The sequence below is a fragment of the Nocardia sp. PLKS1-43 genome (genome assembly GCF_059510335.1).
Map to the genome: position 1 here is coordinate 239,605 of NZ_JCAJZQ010000011.1, position 24,851 is coordinate 264,455.

General features: G+C 68.5%; 22 protein-coding genes. 15 read left to right on the forward strand and 7 right to left on the reverse strand.

Going from position 1 to position 24,851, the window contains the following annotated elements; genetic code table 11:
* Positions 1–98 precede the first annotated feature (98 nt).
* The 4 genes from AC5WS7_RS31365 to AC5WS7_RS31380 all read left to right on the forward strand — a co-directional run bounded on the left by AC5WS7_RS31365 (position 99) and on the right by AC5WS7_RS31380 (position 5,208).
* The gene (locus AC5WS7_RS31365) at positions 99–1,619 is read left to right on the forward strand and encodes a serine/threonine-protein kinase (protein ID WP_495958201.1); all 1,521 of its coding nucleotides are present in this window, start codon (positions 99–101) and stop codon (positions 1,617–1,619) included.
* A 37-nt stretch (positions 1,620–1,656) separates the two neighbouring features.
* Complete coding sequence (locus AC5WS7_RS31370) at positions 1,657–2,874, forward strand: DUF7373 family lipoprotein (protein WP_495958202.1); 1,218 nt, start codon at positions 1,657–1,659, stop codon at positions 2,872–2,874.
* Between the two features lie 4 nt (positions 2,875–2,878).
* Complete coding sequence (locus tag AC5WS7_RS31375) at positions 2,879–4,351, forward strand: serine/threonine-protein kinase (protein WP_495958203.1); 1,473 nt, start codon at positions 2,879–2,881, stop codon at positions 4,349–4,351.
* Positions 4,352–4,485: 134 nt separating this feature from the next.
* On the forward strand, positions 4,486–5,208 hold the full coding sequence (locus AC5WS7_RS31380) for a class I SAM-dependent methyltransferase (protein WP_495958204.1): 723 nt from the start codon (positions 4,486–4,488) through the stop codon (positions 5,206–5,208).
* Positions 5,209–5,229: 21 nt separating this feature from the next.
* On the opposite strand, the gene AC5WS7_RS31385 is transcribed toward AC5WS7_RS31380, so the two are convergent.
* The 4 genes from AC5WS7_RS31385 to AC5WS7_RS31400 all read right to left on the reverse strand — a co-directional run bounded on the left by AC5WS7_RS31385 (position 5,230) and on the right by AC5WS7_RS31400 (position 8,897).
* Positions 5,230–6,684 (reverse strand): amidase, encoded by a 1,455-nt coding sequence (locus AC5WS7_RS31385; protein ID WP_495958205.1) that lies wholly within the window; start codon positions 6,682–6,684, stop codon positions 5,230–5,232.
* A 160-nt stretch (positions 6,685–6,844) separates the two neighbouring features.
* Positions 6,845–7,588, reverse strand: coding sequence for an SGNH/GDSL hydrolase family protein (locus tag AC5WS7_RS31390; RefSeq protein WP_495958206.1), 744 nt, complete (start codon positions 7,586–7,588; stop codon positions 6,845–6,847).
* Between the two features lie 145 nt (positions 7,589–7,733).
* Positions 7,734–7,865, reverse strand: a complete 132-nt coding sequence (locus tag AC5WS7_RS31395; protein WP_495958207.1) for a hypothetical protein — start codon at positions 7,863–7,865, stop codon at positions 7,734–7,736.
* 96 nt (positions 7,866–7,961) lie between these two features.
* A complete protein-coding gene (locus tag AC5WS7_RS31400; RefSeq protein WP_495958208.1) occupies positions 7,962–8,897 on the reverse strand; it encodes an NADP-dependent oxidoreductase in 936 nt (311 codons plus the stop codon).
* 76 nt (positions 8,898–8,973) lie between these two features.
* On the opposite strand from AC5WS7_RS31400, the gene AC5WS7_RS31405 reads away from it, so the two are divergent.
* The 3 genes from AC5WS7_RS31405 (at position 8,974) to AC5WS7_RS31415 (ending at position 11,859) form a co-directional block, all read left to right on the forward strand.
* Positions 8,974–9,408, forward strand: coding sequence for a winged helix-turn-helix transcriptional regulator (locus tag AC5WS7_RS31405; RefSeq protein WP_495958209.1), 435 nt, complete (start codon positions 8,974–8,976; stop codon positions 9,406–9,408).
* Positions 9,390–9,866 carry an FAD-dependent oxidoreductase gene (locus tag AC5WS7_RS31410; protein ID WP_495958210.1) on the forward strand — a complete coding sequence of 159 codons (477 nt, stop codon included), beginning with the start codon at positions 9,390–9,392 and terminating at the stop codon, positions 9,864–9,866. Before AC5WS7_RS31405 ends, AC5WS7_RS31410 begins: the two co-directional genes overlap by 19 nt.
* 535 nt (positions 9,867–10,401) lie before the next feature.
* Positions 10,402–11,859 (forward strand): adenylate/guanylate cyclase domain-containing protein, encoded by a 1,458-nt coding sequence (locus AC5WS7_RS31415; protein WP_495958211.1) that lies wholly within the window; start codon positions 10,402–10,404, stop codon positions 11,857–11,859.
* A gap of 40 nt (positions 11,860–11,899) precedes the next feature.
* On the opposite strand, the gene AC5WS7_RS31420 is transcribed toward AC5WS7_RS31415, so the two are convergent.
* On the reverse strand, positions 11,900–12,229 hold the full coding sequence (locus AC5WS7_RS31420; RefSeq protein ID WP_495958212.1) for a hypothetical protein: 330 nt from the start codon (positions 12,227–12,229) through the stop codon (positions 11,900–11,902).
* Between the two features lie 197 nt (positions 12,230–12,426).
* Here AC5WS7_RS31420 and AC5WS7_RS31425 point away from each other — a divergent pair, with 197 nt between their 5' ends.
* The 3 genes from AC5WS7_RS31425 (at position 12,427) to AC5WS7_RS31435 (ending at position 14,534) form a co-directional block, all read left to right on the forward strand.
* Positions 12,427–12,750 carry a Smr/MutS family protein gene (locus AC5WS7_RS31425; protein ID WP_495958213.1) on the forward strand — a complete coding sequence of 108 codons (324 nt, stop codon included), beginning with the start codon at positions 12,427–12,429 and terminating at the stop codon, positions 12,748–12,750.
* Between the two features lie 81 nt (positions 12,751–12,831).
* Complete coding sequence (locus AC5WS7_RS31430; protein WP_495958214.1) at positions 12,832–13,776, forward strand: ATP-binding cassette domain-containing protein; 945 nt, start codon at positions 12,832–12,834, stop codon at positions 13,774–13,776.
* Positions 13,773–14,534: an ABC transporter permease gene (locus AC5WS7_RS31435; RefSeq protein ID WP_495958215.1), complete on the forward strand. Its 762-nt coding sequence runs from the start codon at positions 13,773–13,775 to the stop codon at positions 14,532–14,534. The genes AC5WS7_RS31430 and AC5WS7_RS31435 overlap by 4 nt, the downstream gene beginning before the upstream one ends.
* Here the strand turns inward: AC5WS7_RS31435 and AC5WS7_RS31440 are convergent.
* Positions 14,518–17,742, reverse strand: coding sequence for an ATP-binding protein (locus AC5WS7_RS31440; protein WP_495958216.1), 3,225 nt, complete (start codon positions 17,740–17,742; stop codon positions 14,518–14,520). The genes AC5WS7_RS31435 and AC5WS7_RS31440 overlap by 17 nt on opposite strands.
* A gap of 157 nt (positions 17,743–17,899) precedes the next feature.
* On the opposite strand from AC5WS7_RS31440, the gene AC5WS7_RS31445 reads away from it, so the two are divergent.
* From AC5WS7_RS31445 to AC5WS7_RS31460, 4 genes are all read left to right on the forward strand, one after another.
* Positions 17,900–18,544: a DUF4097 family beta strand repeat-containing protein gene (locus tag AC5WS7_RS31445; protein ID WP_495958217.1), complete on the forward strand. Its 645-nt coding sequence runs from the start codon at positions 17,900–17,902 to the stop codon at positions 18,542–18,544.
* A 178-nt stretch (positions 18,545–18,722) separates the two neighbouring features.
* Positions 18,723–19,949 (forward strand): cytochrome P450, encoded by a 1,227-nt coding sequence (locus AC5WS7_RS31450; protein ID WP_495958218.1) that lies wholly within the window; start codon positions 18,723–18,725, stop codon positions 19,947–19,949.
* A gap of 349 nt (positions 19,950–20,298) precedes the next feature.
* Positions 20,299–20,790 (forward strand): DUF2231 domain-containing protein, encoded by a 492-nt coding sequence (locus AC5WS7_RS31455; protein WP_495958219.1) that lies wholly within the window; start codon positions 20,299–20,301, stop codon positions 20,788–20,790.
* A 204-nt stretch (positions 20,791–20,994) separates the two neighbouring features.
* A complete protein-coding gene (locus tag AC5WS7_RS31460) occupies positions 20,995–21,990 on the forward strand; it encodes a helix-turn-helix transcriptional regulator (RefSeq protein WP_495958220.1) in 996 nt (331 codons plus the stop codon).
* Here the strand turns inward: AC5WS7_RS31460 and AC5WS7_RS31465 are convergent.
* Positions 21,938–23,143 (reverse strand): cytochrome P450 family protein, encoded by a 1,206-nt coding sequence (locus AC5WS7_RS31465; protein WP_495958221.1) that lies wholly within the window; start codon positions 23,141–23,143, stop codon positions 21,938–21,940. The two genes, AC5WS7_RS31460 and AC5WS7_RS31465, sit on opposite strands and share 53 nt — an antisense overlap.
* A gap of 457 nt (positions 23,144–23,600) precedes the next feature.
* Between AC5WS7_RS31465 and AC5WS7_RS31470 the strand changes: the two genes are divergently transcribed.
* Positions 23,601–24,353, forward strand: a complete 753-nt coding sequence (locus AC5WS7_RS31470; RefSeq protein WP_495958222.1) for a Mut7-C RNAse domain-containing protein — start codon at positions 23,601–23,603, stop codon at positions 24,351–24,353.
* Positions 24,354–24,851: the final 498 nt, after the last annotated feature.

Consider the following 24,851-nt stretch of genomic DNA (forward strand, 5'->3'; position numbering starts at 1 on the left):
CGGTGGGCAGGCCGTGGAACCGCGACGGGCAATGCCCAGGGGGTGCACCGCTGGGAATCGCGGTTGCCGCAGCGGGAGTGGGTGAGCATACTGCCCTCTTGACGTGGCGGTACGGAGGATGCGGTCGCGTTGTCGAGGTCCGGGAGGTCGGCGGGGTGCTGCGCAGCGGCGAGGTGTTCGCGGGATATCGCGTCGTCCGGGAACTGGGGTCGGGCGGTATGGGCGCGGTATATCTGGTGCAGCATCCTCGATTGCAGCGGCTGGTGGCGTTGAAGGTGCTGGCCGAAGGGCCGAGCGCCGACCCGGAATTCCGGGCCAGATTCCTGCGCGAGGCGGAATTGGCCTCGCGGGTATCGCATCCCAATATCGTCGAGGTCTACGACCGGGGCGTCGAGGACGGCGTGCTGTGGATAACCATGCAGTACGTCGAGGGCAGCGATGCGTCCCAACTGTTGCGGGCGGGACCGAGCGGGCTGCCGCCGGATCGCGCGGTGGGGATCGTCGGCGAGGCGGCGCGCGGACTGGATGCCGCCCATGCCGCCGGGCTGCTACACCGTGACGTCAAACCCGCCAACATCCTGGTCTCCGCCGCACCGGGGCGAATGGATCGGGTGTTGGTCACCGATTTCGGAATCGCCAGGGCCGCAGAGGAATCCACTGTTCTGACCGGCGCCGGTGAGGTACTGGCGACGCTCTCCTACGCCGCGCCGGAACAGATCGAGGCGGGACGGATCGATCACCGGGCCGACGTCTACGCGTTGGGCTGCACGCTGTTTCACCTGCTCACGGGAAGTACGCCGTTTCCGCGGCCGACGGCGGCAGCGGTTATGGCGGCGCATCTGGTCGACCCGCCGCCACGGCCCAGCGCGGTGAATCCGGCGTTGCCGCCGCAGCTCGACGCGGTGCTCGCGCGAGCGATGGCGAAGAGTCCCGAGGACCGGTATCGCAGCTGCGGTGAGTTCGCGGCGGCGGCGTGGGCGGCGTTGCACGGAATTCCGGAGGCCCGACCACCGCGTCGACGTCGGCGACCCACGGTGATCGCGGTGATCGCGGTGGTGCTCGCGTTGGCCGCCGTCGCCGCGACAGTGTGGGCGCTCGCGCCCAATCGTGCCGCGCCGCGGACCGCGCCGGCGCCCGCACCGGCCCTCGACTATTCCGAAGGATGGGGGACGTACGGATATATCGTGAACGCGTTCCCGAAACTGTTGCCGCACTTGCCGATCAGCGCTGGGTATCAGGGCATCTGGTGCCGGGCGAGCGCCGGGGACGATTCGAAGGTTTCGTTCGATGTGACGCCGGCCGATGGCGCGCTGGACTGCTACGGTCAGGACGATCCGGTGTTCGAGGTACTCGTGCAGTGCGTTGCCGCGCGAATGCCCATCGGCGCCACGAGACCGACCGGAAATGTGATCATCCGCGGTGATGAGCGTTGGCAGCGGCCGTCCGGAAGCGGCCGGATCCTGTGGAGCGATTGGAGCGATGCGACCGGTAAGTCCTACGGCCGTTTGGATATCGGATTCGAGGATCCGAAACGATCCTTCTGCGGGGTGCGAGTGACCAGCGGCACCGAGACCGGCCAGGCACTGCACGACAGGTGGTGGCCGAGTGCGCCGCTGTGATCGCCGAACGCCGCGGGCCACGGCTCTGATCGCGGGTGTGGTGCTGCTGATCGCGGTGCTGTGCGGGTGCACGGTGCCCGGCCGGCCCGGACCCCAGGCCCTCGATCCGGGCGCCCTGAACGTCGGGGTGTTCGGTACCGAATCGGTACCGCAGCCGCCGGATACCGATGAGCGCTACGGTCGGGTACTGGAGGCAGTGCGGCTGGCCGAAGCCGTCACGGTGCCCGGTGACATCAATGCCGCGCTGCGCTACGGCGATGCCGCGCCGCTGCCCACCGCCCGGGATCTGGTCGGAATTCTCGCCAAAGCGGTTGCGCCCACGTTGCAGGCGCACCGTATGGTGACCGCGTTCACCACCGGAGGCATGGACGATGCTGTGCACAACAGGCCGATCCTCGGGCAGACCCGGGCGCTGCGCTTGTCGGTGCTGGAGTTTCCCGACGACGACAGCGCGCGTGCCGCCGCACAGGACATCGATTCGGTCGATTTCGCGGTCAGCGCCGACAACGTCTCGGTCCCGCTGGCGGAATACGCCGACGCACACGCGCATTGGCGGCCATCGGTACCCACTCTGGCCGCCACGCTCGCGCACGGTCCCTTCGTGGTGACCATGTACATCATGAATCCGGCGACCGACATCAACGCGATGACCGCGCTGGCCACCACCGCCTTCGGCGTCGAATTGCCGATGCTGGACCGGTACACGCCCACGCCGCCGGACCGGCTCACCACTCTGCCGCTGGATCGCGACGCGATGCTGCGGCGCATGCTGCCCGCGGACCCCGGTGCGTGGCCGTACCCGTCATCGGTACTGATCGACAACAATCAGGTCGCGGGTTGGGGCGGCTTCCGGCACACCAGCGGAATCATCTACGGCCCCAACGGTGTCGACCAGATCGTGCGAGAGGACGACCGGCAGCCGGGCAAGCATTCCCCGACGCGCCCCGACGCGATGGCGGGTATCGATACACGGTTTCTGGTCAGATATCCGAATGCCGTGGAGGCGCGGAAGTTCCTGGAGAGACGGCGCAAGGCCGCGGCGAGTACCGAGGACCCCATCCCGGGGCCGGAACACGTGCCCGACGTGGTGTGCGGCCGGATACGCGAGTTCGGTGATCCGGACTACGACCGTGCGCTGAAGTTCGATTGCTTCGTATTGGACGGCCGGTACGTGGCGAATGTGTACGGCGGCACCGAGCAGCTGGTATTGCAGCGCGCCGCGGCGCAATACGCCCTGCTGGTACGGAATCGGTAGCGTGATGCCGGAAATGCGGTCGGGCGCAACTGTTTCGGGGTACCGGATCGAGCGGAAGCTGGGCTCCGGGGCGATGGGCACGGTGTACCTGGCCGAGCATCCGCGACTGCCGCGCAGGGACGCGTTGAAGGTGCTGGCCGCCGAGCGCGGTGGCAATCCCGAATTCCGGGCCCGGTTCATCCGGGAAGCCGAACTCGCCGGCCGACTCGATCATCCCAATATCGTTCCGATCTACGACTACGGCGCCGATGGCGAAACTCTGTGGATCGCCATGCGATTCGTCGGCGGCTACGATGCGGCGGCGTTGTCTCGGCAGTGGCCGCAGGGCCTGCCGCCGGAGCGGGCAGTGGGAATCGTCGCCGCAGCGGCAGCGGGTCTGGACGAGGCGCATCGCGCCGGATTGCTGCATCGTGATGTGAAGCCGGCGAACATCATGATCGAACCCGGCGACGGCGGCCGGGATCGAGCGATGATCACCGATTTCGGCATCGCCCGCACCACGGGTGATCTGGACCCCGCCGCCACCACGGGAGGTCCGGTCGTCGCGACACTGGCCTATGCCGCGCCCGAGCAGATTCGCGGGGAGCGCATCGATCAGCGCGCCGATGTCTACGGGCTGGGTTGCACGCTGTACCAATTGCTCACCGGCACAGTGCCTTTCCCCCGTGACTCGGCCGGTGCGATGATGCGTGCACAGCTCACCGCACCGCCGCCGCGCCCGTCCCGGAGCGGTCACGGTGTGCCCGGGGCGATGGACGAGGTCATCGCTCGCGCACTGGCGAAGAATCCCGGCGAACGATACGGCAGTTGCGGTGAATTGGCGGCGGCGTCGATCGCGGCGTTGCAGAGCAGGCCGGGGCCGGTTCGTCGGCACGCCGGCCGTGTTGCGCTCGGCATCGGGGCGGTCGTGGTTCTGGCGGCGGCCGCGGTCGTCGGCGTGGTTGCGACCCGGCACGACGACCGGACGGGCCCGACCGCAACGCATGCGGCCAACTCTCCGGCGGCCGTGGACAATTCGAAATGGGAGGCGTACCAGTTCATTGTCGATGCCTTCCCCGGGCTGCTGCCTCGGACACCGAACTCGGCCGGTTATCAGGGCATCAAATGTCATTCATCGGATGAGCACGCACATGCCGTGCCGGTCACGAAGGCGCTGACTCCGGTGTCGTATATCGGTTGTAGTGGTGACCAGAATCCGGTCGTGGTGGTGTCGTTGCGATGCAACACGGATCGGTCGGAGATTTCGGAGTCCGACCGCGCGGAACTTGCCGGCGCCCCCGACAGCCAATCCTGGTCGCGCCCGTCCGGCACGGGTTTCATCGCGTGGCGCGACGAGAAGCAATCGGATCGAACTCAGGTCGGTCGCCTGGAGATCCGATTCGACGGTGCGGCAAGAGGTTTCTGCAAGATGGGTATCTGGGGTGGCGCCTCGGGCAAGGAACTGCTCGACACGTGGTGGCCGAACGCGCCACTGTGAGGAACGCTCGACTGGGCGAGTGCGCGACCGCGGCGGCAGCGGGTGCGGGCGGCGCCGACGCCCGCGGCGAACGTAAGAGTTCGGTCATGATTTGCGGGCTCCGGAAAGCCGCTGGGCGGCATAGCGTCGAACCCGTGATCGCGAATTCGACGGACAGCTCGGCAGTGCTGGGTATCGACCACGGCGGTATCGGACTTTCGACCCTTTCGGATATGTCGGTGGCCTATCTGAGTGGGCTGGCCGGTGAGCCGGTGTGGATTCGCACGTCCGCGGGGGCGCGCATGCGCCTGCCGATGCGGCGTTGGCTGGGATTCGCCGACGCCGCACACCGCGCCGACGCAGCGCTCATCCGCCGCTGTGCGGGCCCGACCCTCGACATCGGCTGTGGCCCAGGCAGATTGGTGGCCGAATTGCTGGTCCGTGGCGTACCCGCACTGGGCATCGATACCGATGCCATGGCGGTGGCGGTGAGCCGCCGTCGCGGTGCGCCCACGCTGTGCCGCGATGTGTTCGGTGCGGTGCCCGGGCGCGGGAGGTGGCGATGCGCCCTGCTCGCAGACGGGAATATCGGCATCGGCGGGGATCCGGTGCGGCTGCTCCGCAGGGTTCGCGAGCTACTTGCGCCGGGCGGTACCGCGGTCGTCGAATTCGACTCCCCGGGTGTGGGATTGCGTGATCGCCGGGTCAGGCTGGAGACCGGTGGGTGGTCCGGGAGCTGGTTCGGTTGGGCGCAGGTGGGCGTGGATGTCGCTGCCCTGGTGGCCGAATCCGCCGGGCTCCGGATGCTGGATGTGGACGCGGTGGACGGGCGGTACATCGGAGTGTTGAAAGCTGCGCGCATCGCGACGCGGGCGTAGCGGATCCGTGCCGGGCAGGCGCTACCGGGCTGGCTCCTGGAAACCGCCGATCTCCCGTTCGAGGAGTTCGGCCAGGCGCAGCGGTGTGCGGTCCTCGAACATCGGCCCGATGAGCTGGACGCCGACGGGCAGGCCCTCGGGGGAGCGGCCCGCGGGGATGGCGGTGGCCGGCAGGCCGGGCATGGTGGCCAGGCCCGGCCAGACGAGCTGATCGGCGAACGGGTACGCGACACCGTCGATGTCGATCTGCCGGGTGGCCAAATTCGTTCCGCTCTCGTGCGGGAACGCGGGCGTCGGGGTGATCGGACAGACCACGGCGTCGAATTCGCGGAACAGTTCGCGCCAGCCCTGCCGGTGCAGTTCGCGGCGGTTGCTCGCGGCGATCCAGTCGCGATGGCTGAATACCGCGCCGCGCAGGCGCTCCGCGTCCATACTCCGATCGGCCGGATCCAGCTTCGCGGCGTGCTCGCGCATCATCTCGTACGCTTGCTCGGGATAGCCGGAAGCCAGGTTCGCCAGCAGCAGCTGGGTATAGAGCGTGCCGGCCTCGACCAGGTCGGGCAGCAGTGGGCTGTGCCGCTCCACCCGGGCTCCGGCGGCGACGAGCGTATCCGCGACGCGATTCACCGCGGCCAGCACCGCCGATCCGGTCGCGATGCTCGGATGCTCCTGCAGAATCAGCACGCGGAAGTCGCCGAGACGTTCGTGCCGCGCGGGCGGCAGCGCGAGCCGGTATGCGACGCCCAGCGTCAGCGGGTCCGGTTCGGCCATCACATCCAGCAGCAGCGATAGATCGCGGGCGGTGCGTGCCATCGGTCCGACCACGGCGAGATCGCGATCCGACGGCAGGGCAGGTGCGGGCGGCGGTACGTGCCCGCGATTGACGGCCAGGCCGAAAGTTGGTTTGTGCGAGTAGATTCCGCAGAAATGAGCGGGCACGCGCAATGATCCGGCGATATCCGAGCCGAGCGACAGCGCGCCGAATCCGGCGGCCAGCGCCGCGGCCGATCCGCCGGAGGATCCGCCCGGCGTGCGCCCGAGGTCCCACGGATTGTTCGTGGTGCCGTAGATCTCGTTGAAGCTCTGCAGATCCGCCAGCATGAGCGGCACATTGGTCTTGCCGAGTATCACCGCGCCCGCGGCCTTTACCCGCGCGACCTGTACCGCGTCCTCGGCAGGCCGGAAATCCGCGAACTGCGGCATACCCCAGGTCGTCGGCAGTCCGGCGATGTTGTAGGACTCCTTGACCATCAGCGGAATACCCAGCAGCGGCCGGTCCTCACCCCGGGCGCGCGCCCGATCGGCTTCGCGGGCCGCATCCCGCGCCCGGTCGAAATCGGGTACACAGATCGCGTTGATCTCCTTGTCGTGCCGCTCGATACGAGCGATCGCCTCGTCGGTCAATTCCACCGAGGTCACCTCACCGGCGCGCAGTGCGGCAGTGAGTTCTTCAGCCGTCCGGAAGCTCCATTCCACCGGACCGAGCGTACCCGTCCGCGATGACCGCACAACCGAATAACGCGATGTTGGAGCGCTTGTGAGCCGGGTTCGGAGTGCCTTCGGAGATACCGAATCCGGGGCAGTGGCAAGGGATCCCGGTGCGCGAGGTCCGGGCCCGGTCCTGGCGGCCGTCGGGTCAGCGGTCGAACGGCAGGAGTTCCGGGCGTTTGGCTGTGCGGCCGTTACCGGTGGATATGCCGCGCAGTCGCCGCCACAGCCAGGGGCGGAGGGTGGCCGCCACCCAGGCGAGTTCGCCGGAAACGCTCCCGGCGCGGTGGTTTTCGGTATTCGCCGGTGGCACGGTCCAGCTGTGGTCCGCGCCGTACAGGCCGAGCGCCTCGGCGGCGGCCAGGGCGAATCGGTTGTGGCCCTCGGACGAGCCGTGTAATCGGTCCGCGCTCCACATGCGTAGGTCGGCCATCGAGGGAGCGGCGAACAGGTCGACCAGACGCAGGTCATACCTATTGGCGCACAAGCGGATTCGTTCGTTGATCAAATCGATGCGGGGGCCGATGAGGCGAGCGGCGAGCGGGACGATGCGGCGGGCGTCGGGAAATGTGGTGGTGACGACCGTCGCACCGCCGGCGCGCAGCTTCGCGTACAGCTCCTCCATGACATCCAGTGCCGCGCCGAAGTCGTTGCCGGGCGCGGTCACATCGTTCATGCCCGCGCAGATGCCGACCAGATCGGGTCGCATGGCCAGGGCCGCGTCGAGCTGTTCGTCGCGGACCTCGGCGACGCGGCGGCCGCGCACCGCGAGGTTGGCGTACCGGATGTCCGGATTGTCCCGCGCCAGCCGTTCGGCGAACCGGTCGGCCCAGCCGCGCACACCCGTTTCGTCGTCGCCGTCCCACAGACCTTCGGTTTGACTGTCTCCCATCGCGACGAACCGTTCGAAACGTGGTGCAGATGACGTCGGCAAGGCAGACCTCCGGAAGTGAAGAGGACGGTGTGGCAACGATCGGCTGCCGGATCAACACGCTACAGCGGGCCGCTGCGGACCTCGCGGGGCCCGACCGCCCACGTCACCGCGCTGCCCGATCCCGCTGGGTCGGGCTCAACGCGTCGGGCGCGTAGAAACGGCCGTAGAAATCCTGGTCGAGATCGGCGGCTTGATAGGCCAGTACGGTCCGGAACGGTCCATTGTTGGCGGGCACGCGGCCGTATCGCGTGTGGAGGTAGTCGAGGTAGGCGATCCTCGCGGCGATGGCGCGGTCGGAAGCCAGGTGTCGAGGAATCCGGCGGTGACCCCTTCATCGAGTCAGAACGAGCCGCCCGCGCAGGCCGCCCGCCTCCAGCCGGGCGTGGGCTTCGGCGGCATCGTGCAGTGGGAGGGTGCCGGCGACGCGGGCGGTGAGGCCGGGCTCGGCGATCCGGGCCAGGGCCGCGCCGTCGGCGTGAATCCATTCGTGGTGAACGGTGATGCCGCGCAAGGGAATCGGATGCACCCCGCCGACGACGGTGACATAGGAACCGCGATTGCGGACGGCCGCGAGCGCACGCATACCCAGCCCCGCGGCATCGAGCGCGGCATGCGCGCCGCCGGGAACGAGGCGGCGGACCTCGACGGCCGGATCGGCGTCCCGGGGAAGCGTCCAGCGCGCGCCGACGGCGTGCAGGAAGTCCGGATCGGACCCCTGCGCGATCACCTGAATCCCCTGCCGCGCCGCGAGTTCCACGGCGAAGCCGCCGACGGCACCGGTCGCGCCGACCACCAAGAGCGTCTCGCCTTCGCGCAGCCCGAGCAGGTCGAGCGATTGGGCGGCGGTGAGGCCGTTGAGCGGCAGGGTGGCCGCCTCGACGCCGGACAGCCCGACCGGCGCCGGCGCCGTCGCGGTGGCGTCGAGCACCACGTGGTCGGCGTATGCGCCGAGCGAGACGTCGAGCAGGTCGCGCAGGCCGATCACCCTCTGGCCCAGTGAGATCCGGTCCACGCCGGGCCCGAGCCGATCGATGGTGCCGACCACGTCCCAGCCGATGCCGGTGATCTCCCGCCGGGCCATCAGGCCCGCCTCGACCAGCGCGCCCGAGCGGGTGGCCAGGTCCACGGGGTTGACGGTCGCCGCCTCCATCGCGATGCGGACCTGACCGGGGCCGGGTTCGGGAATCTCGACATCGATCATCCGCAGCACCTCGGGCCCGCCGTATCCACAGGCCACCACCGCGCGCATCGTTTCTCTCGTGCTCATGCACACAACTATTGGAGAGTTACTCTTCAGAGGGAAGTACGCACCACGAAGTGCCCATCGCACCGGGAGGTAACCGATGCCCACCCGTACCGCCGCGCAGCTGCGCGCCGAACGCCGGTCTGATTACGACGCCTACCTGGCCGAATGCCCTGCCCGCAAACTCCTGGAGCGGATCTCCGACAAGTGGGTGAGCCTGGCGATCAACGCGCTGGCGGACGGCCCGCAGCGCTACAGCGAGTTGCAGCGACGGCTGGCCAGTGTGAGTCAGAAGATGCTCACACAGACGCTGCGCAACCTGGAACGCGACGGCCTGATCACCCGCACTGTGCAGCCGACGGTGCCGGTGCGCGTCGATTACGAACTCACCCCGCTCGGGAAGTCGTTGCTGCCGGTCATGCGGGCCGTCAAGACCTGGGCCGAAGAGCATATGGCAGAAGTCGAGGCCGCCCGCGCCGGGTCTTTGACATCCACGACTACAACGGACAACTCGCCGTGCGCGCGGCCGGTCTGATGGACGAGTTCGAGGGGCTGATCCTCGAGGGGCGGCAGGCGATGCGGTTCGTCGACCGGCACGGGAACGTGCTGTTCGAGAAGGCCGACGACGGCTCGGGCGGGCGGCCCGAGGTGCAGCGTGAGGAGTTGCGGCAGATGCTGCTGGATTCGCTGCCCGAGGGCACCGTGCGATGGGGGTGCAAGGTCGAGGGCGTCCGGGCGCTCGGCGGCGGCCGCCACGAGGTGAGTTTCGCCGATGGCGGCACCGTCGTCACGAGCCTGCTGGTCGGTGCGGACGGCGCCTGGTCGAAGGTGCGGCCGCTGCTGTCGGATGCCACTCCCGAGTACAGCGGCGAATCGTGCGTCGAGACGTATCTGTTCGATGCCGACAGCCGGCATCCGGCCGTCGCGAAAGCCGTTGGCGGCGGGACGATGAGCGCGCACGATGTTTTCGCCCGATCCGAGCGAACCCGCTGAGGGCGTTGCGACGGGAGGTGAGTCCATTTCAGCGGTGCGAGTCCCGACGTTCTCACCTGCGCCGGTCCCGGCCAGATACTCCGCTGGCCGCCGCCGACGGTACGCCCGCCCGCCACGGACCCGATCTGCCCGGACTGGAGGATCGTCTGCTCGAGGTGGCGCGCGGTCACGGTATCTGGATGGCCCACCGCTGAGCCGGGTCGCGGTCGCGGCCGATCTGCGCTGGATTCCGGTGTCCGACGCGGGGGCTTCCGATCTGGCCGTGGTGTGGACCGACCGCGCGCCGCAGTCGTTGATTGCCCGGATGATCGCGGAAGTTCGCCGCAAACCGAGGCGATATTTGTGGCCCGCCGATCGGCGTGGGGCCGAATCCGCCTGCGCGACCGCGCCTCCGGTCGCCGCGGCCCCGATACGCTGAGCCCGTGGCGAGCGATCAGGACGGAATCCGGCGATGAATTTGTCGCACAGCACAACCGAATACGGGTCGGTCCTGCTCGGTTCGCGCCTAGACTCCCCGGAACGGCGCCGGGGCCGAGTGCAGCTTTTGCTCACGCTGTGGGTGCTCGCGGCCAATGCGGTCGGGGTGGCCGTGGTGATTCTGCTGGCCACCGTCGGGATCCCAAATCCGGACGTGCTCGCGCCCGAGGTCCGCGACATCGTCTTCGTCTACCTGCCGATCTACGTGGTGGTCGCCTTCGTCGTGGGTGCGGCGCTGGGCACCGCGGTGGTGGTGCGGATGCTGCGCTGGGCCTCGGACGACGAACCGGCTCCGAGCCGGCAGCAAGCGCGTTCGGTATTTCGGGCGCCGTGGGTACTTGCGGCGATGCAGGCGACGCTGTGGATCATCGGCACGGCGTTGGTGGCCACCTTGTACGGCGTCCGCGATCCGGAGCTGATCCCCAAGGCGCTGCTGGTATCGCTGTTCAGCGCGGCGGTCGTGTGCGCGGCCTCCTACCTCTTCACCGAATTCGCGATGCGCCCGTACGCGGCGTTGGCCCTGGCCGCGCACCCGGATATGCGCCGCCGGGACCTGACCGTGCGCGCCCTGGTGACCTGGCTGCTCGGGTCCGGGGTGCCCGTGGCGGGCGTCGTGCTGGTGGTCGCGTTCGGCACCGCCGACGAGCGGACGACCAAGGGGGATCTGCTGCTGTCGGTCGGCATCATCGGGGTGATGTCCTTCTGCACCGGGCTGCTGCTGACCTATCTGGGAACCGAACGGATCGGCGCCCCGCTCCGGTCGGTGATTCACGGGATGGAGAACGTCCGCCGCGACGGCCGTACGGAAGCGATCGTCGTCTACGACGGCACCGAAATGGGCGAGCTGCAAGCGGGTTTCAACGCGATGGTCGACGGGTTGGCCGAAAGAGAGCGGCTGCGTGACCTTTTCGGGCGGCACGTCGGACCGGACGTCGTGCGCGCGGCACTGGACCGAGGCGTCCGGCTGGGCGGCGAAACCCGTTCTGTGGGAGTGCTTTTCGTGGACGTGGTCGGCTCGACGACGTTGGCGGCCCGGCGCCCGCCGCACGAGGTGGTCGAGACGCTCAACCGATTCTTCGGCGTCGTCGTTGCCGCGGTGAACCGCCGGGACGGGCTGATCAACAAGTTCGAGGGTGACGCCGCGCTCGCCGTCTTCGGTGCGCCCACCTCGCATACGGACCCGGCGGGGGCGGCGTTGGACGCCGCCGCGGAGATCGCGCGTGAGCTCGCCGCAGCCGATCTGGGCATCGAGGCCGGTGTCGGCGTCTCCTACGGCGAGGTCGTCGCCGGCAATATCGGCGCGGAGGACCGCTACGAGTACACCGTGATCGGCGATCCGGTCAACGAGTCCGCGCGCCTGTCCGAACTCGCCAAGCGCGACACCCGGCTTCCGCTCGCGTCCGAGCGCGCTGTCGCGGCGGCGTCGGGCGTTCGCGAACAATCCTGGAATGCGGCCGACGCCGTGGTGCTGCGCGGGCGCACCGCGCCGACCCAGCTGTACCGGCCCGAGGCGTGATACGAGAATTCGCCGGGCGCGCGCCGGCTCGGCGTGCGCGTTATCGCCGCTCGTTGGGCCGTGACGAATCTGGCGCGATATGCCCTGCGGCAACGAGGGTTTCGAAGGCGGCGCGTTTGCGCCCGCAGGAATGTTCGCGATGCGTCTGCATCGTCCGGTGCGCCTCGGCGACCGACAGCATCCGCTCGGGTGTCGAACACGACCGCCCCGGCAACCGGATCGCCGCCTCCCGGCCGCGCCGGGCCGGCGCGGCCCGATGCCCCGAAACGGCCGGCCACCACACCGGCAGCAGCGGCATCAGGCCGGCCAGCAGAAACCCGCAACCGGCAAGCGCGATCAGCACCACGGTCCCCGTACTCCACACGCCCATGACCGAAATCCTTCCGAATTCACTCGACTCGCACGCTGACGCTCGAATCCGAAACACCAAGGTGCACAACAGTTTCGAGCCCCATCAGGGCGACCCACAGCGGGATCGGGCGAGGCGAGGAGAATGCGAACGATGGCCATGGCGGCCCTCCTGCTCCGCAAACCGTGCCGCTGTTTTATGTAATATAACGCTGACTGATGGCATATAACAAGGGCGCTTCCGCATCGGCCGATGTGCAGGGGCAACGCCTTGCCGACCCAGGAGTGAGCATGTCCAATGTGGTGACCCTCGACCTGCATCCGGTGTTCCGGAGCGATCGCGATATCGACAATGCGGTGCGCTCGGCGATCTTCCGGGCTGCGGGGCAGAACGCGACGATGGTCGAGATCATTCCGGGGAAGGGGTCGGGCACGTTGAAGAAGCGTGTTCTGGCGCTGCTCCGGCAGCCGCACATGCGCAAGCTCTACCGGAAGGTCGAGTCGGATCCGCGGAACGGGGGGCGGGTACTGGTTCATCTGTGAACCGCACCCGGCCCGGCTGTGTCAGCGCGGCTGTCAGATCGGTGTCAGTCCGGTATCAGCCGGGCTCGCGACAGTACTCGCATGAACAGCACAGCGATCGCGGCTTCCGGGCTGCGGAAGGCATACGGGGACAGAACGGTTCTCGACGGTATTGACCTGAACATCGATACCGGCACGATCTTTTCTCTGCTCGGTCCGAACGGGGCGGGCAAGACGACGACGGTCAACGTCCTGACCACCCTGTTGAAGGCCGACGGCGGTACGGCGCGGGTCGCCGGGCACGACCTGGCGACCGAGACCAAGGCGGTGCGGGCGGCGATCGGCGTCACGGGGCAGTTCGCGGCCGTGGACGATCTGCTCACCGGCGAGGAGAACCTGCGGTTGATGGCGGACCTGCACCGGCTGCGAGGCGCCGCCGGCAGGCGGGTGGTCACCGAACTGCTGGACCGGTTCGATCTGGCGGAGTCGGCGCGAAAGCGGGCGGCGACCTATTCCGGGGGTATGCGCCGGAAGCTGGATCTGGCGATGACGCTGGTCACCAGGCCGCGGATCGTTTTCCTGGACGAGCCGACGACCGGCCTGGATCCGCGCAGCCGTCGCACGATGTGGGACATCGTGCGGGAGCTGACCTCCGACGGGGTGACGATCTTCCTCACCACCCAGTATCTGGAGGAAGCCGATCAGCTGGCCGACCGGATCGCGGTGCTGGACCAGGGCCGCATCGTCGCCGAGGGCACTCCCGGCGACCTCAAGCGCCGGATCCCGGGCAGTCATATCCGGCTGCGATTCGGCAGCGCCGACGAACTGGAGACCGCGGCACGGATCGTGACCGGTTCCGCCCCGGACGCCGACAGCCTGACTTTGCGAGTTCCGGGCAGCGGCGGGTCGAAACCGCTTCGCGCCCTGCTGGATCGGCTCGCCGAATCCTCGATCGAGGCCGAAGAGGTCTCCGTCCACACCCCTGATCTCGATGACGTTTTCCTCGCCCTGACCGGGCACGCCACCACGGAGGCCGAAGCACGATGAGCACCATTACCGCACCCCTGGCCGATTCGTCGATCATGTTGCGCCGCAACTTCACCCACATCACCCGGAGTCCGGTCACGATCTTCAACGCGGCTCTCATGCCGGTGGTGATGATGCTGATCTTCGTGTACGTGTTCGGCAACGCGTTCGATGTCGGCGGTCACTACATCGATTACGCGACACCGGGTTTGATCCTGCTGGCGGTGAGCTACGGGCTCTCGGGCACCGCGGTGTCGGTGAGTTCCGATATGGCCAAGGGCGTCATCAACCGGTTCAAGGTCATGGACGTCTCCCGCGGGGCCGTACTGACCGGCCATGTCGTGGCCACCATGTTGACCAACGTGATCGCCGTCGCGGCCGTGCTCGGTGTCGCCTTCGCACTCGGGTTCCGCACGCCCGCAACCACATTCGACTGGCTCGGCGTCGTCGGCGTGATCGCCGCGACCTCGTTCGGGGCCTCCTGGATCACCGTCGCGCTGGGCATGGCCGCCAAGACCCCGGAGTCCGCGGGCATGAGTGTGGTGCCGCTGATCATGCTGCCGTTCGTCAGCAGCGCGATCGTGCCGGCCGCCAAGATGGGGCAGGGCGTGCGGCAGTTCGCGGAGTATCAGCCGTTCACCCCGATCATCGAATCGCTGCGCGGATTTCTGACCGGACACCCCTCCGGCGGCTACACCGCGGCCGCGCTCGCCTGGTGCGCAGGCTTCGCCGTCGTCGGATACATCTGGTCACGGGCCACGTTCAACAAGCGAGCGTGATCTCGGCGAGTTCGTGCCAGCTCGCCTCTGCACCCTCCGCAGTCGCCTCGGTGAATCCCTTGTCACCGAGGCGATTTCGTGCTTCCCGCTCGATGCGGTCCTCGTCCGGGCAGGACCGGTCGGACAGTCCGCGCACGGCGGTCGCCGCCGCGAGCAGCCGGACGGCACGGTCGGGGCGATCCGTGCGCAAGGCCAGGTCGGCAATCCCGATGAGCACCTTGGCGATCAGGGGGGCCTGTCCGGTCTCGGCCGCTGCCCGGACGGCGGCGGCGTGATGTTCGCGGGCCTGGTCCGGGTCGTCCGCGAGGTAACCGAGCAGGCCGTGTACGACCGCGCCGATGGTCGGCTCTTGCGCATCACTGCCCAGCGCGGCCGTCGCGATATCGATCTGCCGGTATGCCTGCGCGGAGTCGCCGCTCCACCGGGCCAGTTCCGCCTTCGCCAGCGCCAGTTCGGCGGAGGCGTTCGGCCAAGCGGCCTGATCCGCGTACCGCTGCGCCTCGTCCATCGCCAGCGCGCTCGCCCGCGCATCACCCAGCAGCCGGTACAACTGGGCCTGCCGAGCCCGCATCATGACGGCGTCCTCGATCGCGCCGACCTCGACCACGACCGCAGTCGCTTCGTCGAAAAGTTCACAGGCGGAGGCGAATTCGCCCCGCATCGCGACGCGGTCCGCGAGCTCGCGCAGTGCGAACGAAATCCCCCAGCGTTCGCCGAGGGCCCGGAACTCGGTGAGCGCCTCCTCCAGGTAGGCGTCCGTATCCCGCCCGGCCCGGCCGAGCACGATCCGCATCTTGCCCATCTGCAGCCGGGCCAGGGCGCGCACCCAGGGGTCGTCGTCGGTGAGCAGCGGTTCGAATGCGGTCGGCAACGCCTCGGGTCCCTGCAGCATGCGTTCCAGCGCGGCGACGAAACCCAGCAGCGGGTAGCGGACCCGGCTGTGCCGGCTGAACCGGTACGCCTTGTGCACCCAGTCCTGCACCCGGTACTGGTCGTTCGGCCCGGAGCTGAGGAAGTGCACGACCAGGCCGTACACCATGGCCCGGGTCTGATCGTCCACCTCGCCGCCCGATTCGGCGGCCGCGGTCACCAGTTCCAGGCCCTCGGTCTTGTGTCCGCTGAGCCACCAGTACCAGCCCGCGGCCGCCGCCAGCCGCATCGCCCCGGTGCCATCGCCGGCCGCGAGCGCGCCTCGCATCGCGGAAACGATGTTGTCGTGCTCGGTGTCGAGCGTGGCCAGCCAATCCAGTTGCTCGGCGCGGCGCAACAGCGGTTCCGCGGTCGCGGCCAGCCCGGTGAAGTACGAAAGATGTGCTCGCCGAGTCGAATCCGCTTCTCCCGCTTCCGCCAGCCGGTCCGCGGCGTACTGCTTGATCGTGCCGAGCATCCGATAGCGCGGTCCGTCGTCCCGCGCGATGAGCACCAGCGATTTGTCGGTCAGCGCGGTCAGCAGATCGAAGACCTCCCACTGCTGGACCGCGGCGTTCTCGCGAACCCCGGTGGTCCCCGCGAGATCCGAATCTCCGTGGCCCTCCCCGGCGTCGGAGCAAACCTGTTCGGCCGCTTCGAGACTCGCGCTGTCGGCGAACACCGAGAGTCGGCGCAGGACCGCGCGTTCGGCGTCGGTGAGCAGCTCCCAGCTCCAGTCGACGACCGCGCGCAGCGTGCGATGCTGCGGTATCGCGGTGCGACTGCCGCCGGTCAGCAGGCGGAAGCGATCGTCGAGGCGGTTGGCGAGCTGGTCCAGGGACATGGTGCGCAACCTGGCCGCGGCCAGTTCGATCGCCAGCGGTATCCCGTCCAGCGCCCGGCAGACGCGGGCCATGGCCGCCAGGGCGCGGGCATCGGTCGCGAGGTCCTTGCGCACCGCGGCGGCCCGATCCCGCAGCAACCGCACGGCCGCGGCGGACTCGATCTCGCCGGCGTCCGCGTCCGCCGCCGGTAACGTCAGCGGCTCGACCTGCCACAGCGCCTCACCGGTGATGCCGAGCGGTTCCCGGCTGGTCGCGAGGATCCGCAGCCCCCGGCACTCCCCGAGCATCCGGTGCGCGAACGCCGCCGCTGCCTCGATCACATGCTCGCAGTTGTCCAGGATCAACAGCGTTTCACGCTCGCGGAGCGCGGCGATGAGTCGCTCGATCGGCTCCGCGTTCGGCGCCGCGCCGAGCAGCGCGTCGCGCAGCCGGAACGCCGCGAGTGCCGCCTGCGCAACACCTTTCGCATCCTCCTGGGCGCCGGACTCACTCGCCGCGGCGCCGATCGGCGCCAGCTCCACCAGCCAGGCCCCGTCCGGTAGATCGTCGAGGAGGGTTCGCGCGGTTTCCAGGGCCAACCGGGTCTTCCCCGAACCACCGGGCCCGGTGAGCGTGGTGAGCCGATGGTTCGCGAGTAGTTCGCGCACCACGGCGATGGTTGCCTGCTTGCCGACGAAGCTGGTCAGCTCGGCCCGCAGATTCGTCTTGCGGTCGTTGTCCTGCGCCCCCACTTCGCCGCGCAGCAGCGCGACGTGCAGCGCGGACAGCTCCGGCGAGGGATCCACGCCGAGGGTGTCGGCCAGCGCCTCCCGCGCACGCTGGTACACCATCAGTGCCTCGGGAGCGCGCCCGGCGGCGCCCAATGCCCGCATCAGGGCGGCGACGAGCCGTTCCCGCACCGGGTTCCGGGCCACCACCTCGGTCAGTTCGGTGATCAGCTCCGGCCCGCGGCCCAGCACGATCTCCGACTCGTAGCAGTCCTCCAGGGCAGCCAGGCGCAACCCCTCGAGCCGGGTGGTCACCGCGTCGAAAGCCTCGCTGTCGCGCATACCGACGTCCTGCACCGGCGCGCCGCGCCACAGGTCCAGGGCTTCGCGCAGCACCCGGGCCCGGTGGGCGTCGTCACCGCCGCGCGCCCGGTCCACGAGCCGTTCGAACCGCACGGCGTCGACGGCGGAGGGTTCCACCACCAGCCGATAGCCGCCGGCCTGCGCGTCGAGCGCGCCGTCCGGGAGCACCCTGCGCAGCCGGGATACCAACGCCTGCAAGGCATTCGCCGCGTCAGCGGGTGGCTGCTCACCCCAGATCCAGTCGACCAGAGTCGCTTTCGCGACCGTCCGGCCGGGGTCGAGCGCGAGGGCGATCAACAGCGCCCGCAACCGGGTACCCGGTATCTCGATCGATCCGCCGTCCTCTGTTCGGATCTCGAGCGGTCCAAGTATTCCGATCTGCACCGGCCCATTCTGCCTCGGGGGTGAGCGGCCGGACACCGTGTCAGCGATCGCATCAGATCGGTGTCAGCCCCGTATCAGCCCGGCTCGCGACAGTAGTCACGTGAACAGCGCAGGAACCGTTCACACCGATCCGATTCACCTGACGAAGGAGCCAGCCATGACCACATTCCAGACCCCGGAACCGATCGCCGTCGCCGTGGAGGTGCTGTCCGGCAGCGTGTCCGTGATCGCCTCGGACCGCACCGACACCGTCGTCGAGATCCGTCCCGCCGATGCCGCCAAGAAGGCCGATGTGCGGGCGGCCGAGCAGACCCGGGTCGAGTTCGCCGCGGGCACCCTGACCGTGCGGACGCCCAAGGACTGGCGCACCTACGCGCCGTTCGGCGGCAATCCGTCGATCGAGGTGACCATCGAGGTGCCCACCGGTTCCCGGCTGAAGGGGTCCGCCGCGGTGGGCCGGCTGCTGGGCTCCGGCGAGTTCGGCGAATGCGATCTGGAGATGTCCGCCGGTGACATCTCGGTCGAGCGCACCCACGGCTCGGTGACGGCGAAGACCTCGAAGGGGGACATCCGCATCGGCGAGGCCTCGCGCGGCGTGCTGCGGCTGGAGACCTCCATGGGCGAGTTGGAGGTGGGCATTCATCCGGGCAGCGCGGCGCGGGTGGAAACCAACGCCCCGCACGGCAGTGTGCGGAACACGATGCGGCCCGTCGACCGGACGGCGGACGGCGAGAACGTCGTGCAGGTGTACGCGCGCAACTCGTACGGCAACATCGTCGTCCGGCACGCCACCGCCGCTTGATCGCGCCGATCCGCCCGCCGCGAAGGCGGCAGTCCAGTTCGTTCGCGGCCGCTGCACGCCCGCCCGCAGGCCTCGTGCAGCGGCCGATGACCCGCCCTCGCAGGGCATCTCGTTCGCTCGTCCCGTATCGCGCACGCCCCCTCGGACGCCGGGCGACCGCCACGAAAGGAAAAATCCGATGAGTTCCACGGTTCCCGTCCCGCACGGGCTGCCCATGCAGCGCAACTGCGGCCCGTTCGACCCGCCGCGCGAGATCACCGAACTCCGTGACGTCCGTCCGGTCAGCCCGCTGATCTTCCCCGACGGTCACGAGGGCTGGCTCGTCACCGGCTACGACGCGGTTCGCGCGTTGCTGGCCGACACCCGGTTCAGCTCCCGCCTGGACATCGGCGTACTGCATGTGCCGTACGAGATCCCGGGCATGCCGACGCCGACCGAGCCGTCGCCGCAGATTCCCGGCATGTTCGTCGCCATGGACCCGCCGGACCATACTCGGTTGCGCCGCAAGCTGATCGGAGCATTCACCGTCAAGCGGATGAAGCAGCTCGAAGAGCGCATCATCGAGATCACCGAACGGCAGCTGGACCGGATGACCCGGCTGACCCCGCCGGTGGATCTGGTGGCCGAGTTCGCGCTGCCGGTGCCCTTGCTGGTGATCTGCGAGCTGCTCGGCGTTCCCTACGCCGACCGGGAGACTTTCCAGGCCGACTTCGCCAAGTTCATGGTCAAGGACCAGCCGCTCGAGGAGAAGATGGGCGCGTACGTCGCGCTGAACACGTACCTGGCCGAACTGGTGACCGGCAAGCGCGCCGAACCGAGCGAGGACATCCTGTCCGACCTCGCGCGCCAGGACGACCTGACCATCGAGGAGCTGACCGGCATCTCGTTCCTGCTGCTGCTCGCGGGCCACGAGACGACCGCGAACATGCTGGGCCTGGGCACCTTCGCGCTCCTGGAAAACCCCACGCAGGCAACCGAATTGCGGGCCGACCCGGACCTGATGCCCGATGCCGTCGAGGAGCTCATGCGCTACCTGTCGGTCGCGGACATCTTCTATCGCTACGCCACCGAGGACATCGAACTCTGCGGCGAGACCATTCCCGAGGGCTCGACCGTCGTGGTCTCCCTGCTGGCCGCCAACCACGACCCACGGCACTACGAGAACCCCGACACGCTGGACATTCACCGCGAGGCTCGCGGCCACCTGTCCTTCGGTCACGGTGTCCACCTGTGCCTCGGCCAGCAGCTGGCCCGCATCGAGATGCGGGCGGGCTTCGCCGGGCTGCTCCGTCGCTTCCCGACGCTGCGGCTGGCCGTTCCCGCGCAGGAGGTGAAGGTGCGGACCGATATGAATATCTATGGCGTGCACGAACTTCCGGTCACGTGGACGGAAACGGCCGAGTGAGGTCGCCGGGAGGTGCGCCTGGGTGAGAACGCGTTCTCGGGGGCGGTCCTCGCGGTGCGAAGAGTCCGGGGCTCGGATCCGGGCCCCGGCCTCTTTCGCTGTGCGCTGGGCCGATCTTTCGGGGTGAAACCGCTTGTGCTGCTTGCGGCTTCGTCCCGCTGCCGACTGCGATGCGGTGGCCGCCGCGCAACCCCGGGCAGGTATCCGGTGTGCTGATCGCGATTCGACGATGACGGCGCGGTGAGGTTCCGCTGTGGCAGGCCCTGGTTCGTTTATGCTCGAGTCGCTGTGGCGGGCCGGATCGCAGGCAGACGTCACCGCGCCATCGTGAACTGGTTTCAGGAGCGCTATGACCGTCATCAACAACCTGCCGGCGCACGTGCTGTTCGTGCACTTCGTCGTGGTGCTGGCGCCGTTGACCGCGGCGCTCGAGATCGTGTGCGCGGTGTGGCCCGCGGCGCGGCGCGGGCACCTGGTATGGCTGACGCTGATTCTGGCCGCGATCACGATGGTGTTGACTCCGATCACCATCCACGCCGGGGAATGGCTCTACGACCTGCGCGAGAACCCCGACCCGATCCTGCGCGAACACGCCGATCGCGGAGAGACGATGCTGTATTTCGCCATCGCGCTCCTGGTGGTCGCGATCATCCTGGCCGTGCTGCAGGTCGCCGAACGGCGCGGGACGAGACCGCGTGCGATCGTGACGGCGGTGGTGGCAGTGCTCGCGGTGGTGGTCGGTATCGCGTCGATGGTGCAGATCTATCGCATCGGCGACGCCGGGTCGCAGTCGGTATGGGGCAACGAGATCGCGCATCTGAAGAAGGCCAACGGCAGCTGAGAGCAGCCGGGACCAGCGGTTACCCGCCTTCGGCCCAGCGGGCGAACCGCGTCCAGCTGATCGGTGTCCAGTTGCTGTGATTCCTCGGCCGCCGATCACGCGCCGCTACCCAGCACCGGCAATGTCCGGGTCCGGCGGTCGGGCAGAATATTCGGCGCAGGATCCGTGTCGATCCGAATCTGCTGAGCCGATCGGGGTTTCGCGTTGAACTACGACGAATGGCATGTGACCGGCACCGCGGAATGGACCGAGCTGGCCAACAGCATCGTCCCGATGGATCACCGATATCGAGAGCGGGATCAGTGGCAGGTCGACCTGATCATGCAATGGTCGGCTACCTACAGCCTGCTGCGCTGGGACCAGCCGGGCGACCGTGTCGCCTTCCGCACGCCCGCGCATATTCGCCGGGTACCCGCGGAGCACTTCTACTGGCTGGTCGTCCCGGAGCGCGGCGGGTTCTGCGTCGGGGACGACGCCGAAATCGACAGCATCGCACCGGGTCAGGCGCTGCTGCTGGGATTGGACCGAGCCTGCCGGCTGCGGGTGCCCGGCTCGACGGCCTATGCCATGCAGATCCCGCGCACCGATGTCGACCACGCGATCTCGCCGATCGGAAGGGGGCGGCCGCAGTTCGATCTGAGTTCCGGCCTCGGCCGGATCGTGCACGGCATGATCCGCGACCTGCTTGCCGAACGCTCGCAGCTCACCAGCCGCCAATTCAACGCGGTCTGCGATCGGATCACCGAACTGGTCTGCATGATGGCCGAAGGCGACAACGGCCCGCAGTCGGCACATCTGGCGCAGATCGCCGAGTCCGTGCGCCGGTACGTCCGTGCCAACGTCGGGATCGCGGACCTGCGGATGCCCGCGGTGGCACAGGCGCTCGGCTGGTCGTCACGGCAGTTGCGCATCGCGCTGCGGCAAGCCGGGACCACGTATCGCGAAGTGCGCCAAGACGAATCACTGCGCGTAGCGCGCGATCTGCTCGAAAACCCGGATACGACAACGACTATCGGCGAGATCGCGTTGCGCAGCGGATTCACTGTCACCTGGTTCTCGGCCGCGTTCAAGGCGCGATACGGCGAAAGGCCAGGAGAATTCCGCAAGCGCCGGCTCGCCGAGGCGCTCGGCCGGCCGGCGCCGCCGGTCAGTCCGCCGGATGCAGCCGCACCGGCAGGGCGAGCGGGCCCGCGGTCATGATCTGCGGGCTGATCGCGAGCAGTGCCGACTCTTGTGCCAGGCGCAACCGCGGGAAGCGGCTGAACAAGGCCGACAACGCGATACGCGCCTCCAGCCGGGCCAGTGGGGCGCCCAGGCAGACGTGCGGGCCGCGCCCGAAGGCCAGCTGACCACGGTGGTCGTGATCGATATCGAAGACATCGGCGTCCGGGTAGCGTTCCGGGTCCCGTCCGACGTTGCCGTTCCAGATGACGATGGCGCCCTTCGGCAGGTCCACACCCGCGATGGTGACGTCCTGCTGCGCGTACCGGAGATTGGCGCTGTACACCGGAGACCGGTAGCGCAGCGCCTCCTCCACCACATCCGCCCAGCGGTCCTCGGTCAGCGCCTTGTCCAGCTGTTCGGGATTGTCGCTCAGCGCGGTGATCGCGTTGGCCAGCAGATGCACGGTCGTCTCGTGTCCGGCCATGATCACCAGCCACAACATGTTGACCATATCGTCGGTGGTGAGGTTGTCGGTGTTGGCCGCGAGCATGGCCGACGTCAAGTCGTCGCCCGGTTCGCGCCGTTTGGCCTCGAGGAATTCGCCCAGGAACGCCAGCATCTCGCCCATGGCCGCCTGCATCTGCTCGGCGGTGCTGGTGTGCGACATGAGGATGGCGGCCCAATCCCGCAACCGCGACTGATCCGCGTCCTGCACTCCGTACAGTTCGCAGATCACCCGCACCGGAAACGGAAGGGTGTATCGCGGAATGAGATCCACCTCGCCCCGCTCGTCCGCGAAGCCGTCGATGAGTTCCGATGCGATCCGTCGAATCCGCGATTCGAGCGCGGCGACCCGGGCAGGCGTGAACGCGGCGCTGATGGTCTTGCGTAACCGGCGATGGTCTTCGCCGTCCTTGTTCAACATGTGGTCGATATCGGTGAACGCGCGCATCGGCCAATCGGCGGGAATGGTGCCGTCGTGCAGGGCCGGACACTTCTGAGCGTTCTTGCTGAAAACGGTGCCGTCGCCCGCGAGCACTTCGCTCACGGCTCGATAGCTCATCGCTGTCCACGCCGCGACACCGCCGGTCAGCTCGACGGGAACCAGCGCCCCGCGCCGAGCGATCCGCTCGTAGGTCTCGAGTACCGTTTCTCCCGCGGTGGGCAGCTGGATGACCGAATCCGTCATGGTGTCTCCCCATGGTCTGATCGAACGAGAGCGCCGGACCTCTCCGGCCCGTGCCCGCTCAGTGTCCGATCACCGGCGCAGCCGTGGCGGAGCTAGTCCATTTCTCTGCCCCGCAACGGAATTCGTGGTCCTCGGAACGTAACGCCGAGCGCGGACTCCGCCGGGCGGGCACACGCCGGGTTACCTGCCCGCCGGGTCGAAAAGTTGGGATCGTCCGGCGGCGCAGGCCCAGCCTCGGATACTCGGGACCGGCCGGTGCCGCCCGATGTCGCATGGGCAGTTGCGCGGCCCTGATGCTCGGCTGTGGGACATTGCCGGGTCGCGGTCGGCGAACGAGTTCGGGCCCGCCCCGGCCTCTCGGCAGCCAGGACATCCACCGACTCCCGTCGGGCGTGGGATTGTTCGAGTGCGGATCGCCCTGGGCCGGGGCTGGACGCTCCGGGCGGACAATGGTCGTATGACCGCCGGTGTCGAGCTGCGGGCGTACGCCGAGCTGAACGACTTCTTGCCGCCGAGAGTGCGGTACGCGGCGCAGGTGCGGCCGGTCCGGCCGCACCAGAGCGTGAAGGACGTCGTCGAGGCCGCGGGTATTCCGCACACCGAGGTCGACCTGATACTGGTGAACGGCGAGTCCGTCGGCTTCGGCCGTCATTTGCGGCCGGGCGATCGGGTTGCGGTGTACCCGATGTTCGAGACGCTCGATATCGGGCCGCTGACCCGGGTGCGTCCTGGTCCGCTGCGCGATCCGCGCTTCCTCGTGGACGTCAACCTCGGCGGGCTCGCACGGCTGATGCGGCTGATGGGACTCGACGTGCGCGCCGATTGGGTTGCCGATGACGCGGCGCTGGCGAGGACGGCCGCGGCCGAGCATCGGATCCTGCTCACTCGCGACCACGGACTTCTCAAGCGCCGCAACGTAACCCACGGTGTATTCGTCCGTTCGAACCACCCCCTCGGGCAGATGGTGGAGGTTGTCCGGCGGCTCGACCTGGCGGATCGGCTGGTGCCGTTCAGCCGCTGTCTGCGCTGTGGTGGAGTTGTCGCCGAGGTGGCCAAGGATGACATCGCCGATCGGCTCGAACCGCTCACCCGCCGCTACTACGACACTTTCCGGCAGTGCTCGGATTGCGGTCAAATCTATTGGGAGGGTTCGCATCAGCGACGTCTCGACGCTCTGGTAGCCCGGATCCGCGCGGCCGTCTCGCCCTGATACACATCCGGTCCGGCCGGGCCGTCGCAGGGTTTCTGCCGGGCCTCGGGGCGACTCGGCAATCATTGCGATTTCAATGGGAAAACCGCATCCGTTCGGTCACGCCGCATCACACTCCGCCACGATCCGGGAAAATTGCGCAAAATAGACGCAACGGCGTGCTCGAATCGACGATGCCGACCCGCTGCCGAACTCGCGGATCCTACCGGGACACAACCGGGCGAAGCTTCGTTGTGCCGGAATGCGGGTACGAGAGTGGGATTTCGGGGATGTGCATCGATTTCGCCACATGCCTGCTGACCTGTGACCACAGACCCTTGATAAAGTCGCTCAGCACAGCTTCGTGACAGCACCCCCAGTCAGTTTTCGTCCGAACAAAGGATGTGGGCTTGTGAGAGGGTTTCTGGCAGTTATGGCAGCCATTGTCGTCAGTTGCGCGTTCGTGGTCGAACAGCCTGCTCGGGCGGATGTGGGCCCGAATGTGGCGTCACCGTCATC

Bases quoted from the DNA above. Each gene is read 5' to 3' on its own strand.
- AC5WS7_RS31375 (WP_495958203.1), top strand. From the start codon at position 2,879: ATGCCGGAAATGCGGTCGGGCGCAACTGTTTCGGGGTACCGGATCGAG.
- AC5WS7_RS31390 (WP_495958206.1), bottom strand. From the start codon at position 7,588: ATGGGAGACAGTCAAACCGAAGGTCTGTGGGACGGCGACGACGAAACG.
- AC5WS7_RS31400 (WP_495958208.1), bottom strand. From the start codon at position 8,897: ATGAGCACGAGAGAAACGATGCGCGCGGTGGTGGCCTGTGGATACGGC.
- AC5WS7_RS31405 (WP_495958209.1), top strand. From the start codon at position 8,974: ATGCCCACCCGTACCGCCGCGCAGCTGCGCGCCGAACGCCGGTCTGAT.
- AC5WS7_RS31420 (WP_495958212.1), bottom strand. From the start codon at position 12,229: ATGGGCGTGTGGAGTACGGGGACCGTGGTGCTGATCGCGCTTGCCGGT.
- AC5WS7_RS31425 (WP_495958213.1), top strand. From the start codon at position 12,427: ATGGCATATAACAAGGGCGCTTCCGCATCGGCCGATGTGCAGGGGCAA.
- AC5WS7_RS31430 (WP_495958214.1), top strand. From the start codon at position 12,832: ATGAACAGCACAGCGATCGCGGCTTCCGGGCTGCGGAAGGCATACGGG.
- AC5WS7_RS31435 (WP_495958215.1), top strand. From the start codon at position 13,773: ATGAGCACCATTACCGCACCCCTGGCCGATTCGTCGATCATGTTGCGC.
- AC5WS7_RS31445 (WP_495958217.1), top strand. From the start codon at position 17,900: ATGACCACATTCCAGACCCCGGAACCGATCGCCGTCGCCGTGGAGGTG.
- AC5WS7_RS31450 (WP_495958218.1), top strand. From the start codon at position 18,723: ATGAGTTCCACGGTTCCCGTCCCGCACGGGCTGCCCATGCAGCGCAAC.
- AC5WS7_RS31455 (WP_495958219.1), top strand. From the start codon at position 20,299: ATGACCGTCATCAACAACCTGCCGGCGCACGTGCTGTTCGTGCACTTC.
- AC5WS7_RS31465 (WP_495958221.1), bottom strand. From the start codon at position 23,143: ATGACGGATTCGGTCATCCAGCTGCCCACCGCGGGAGAAACGGTACTC.
- AC5WS7_RS31470 (WP_495958222.1), top strand. From the start codon at position 23,601: ATGACCGCCGGTGTCGAGCTGCGGGCGTACGCCGAGCTGAACGACTTC.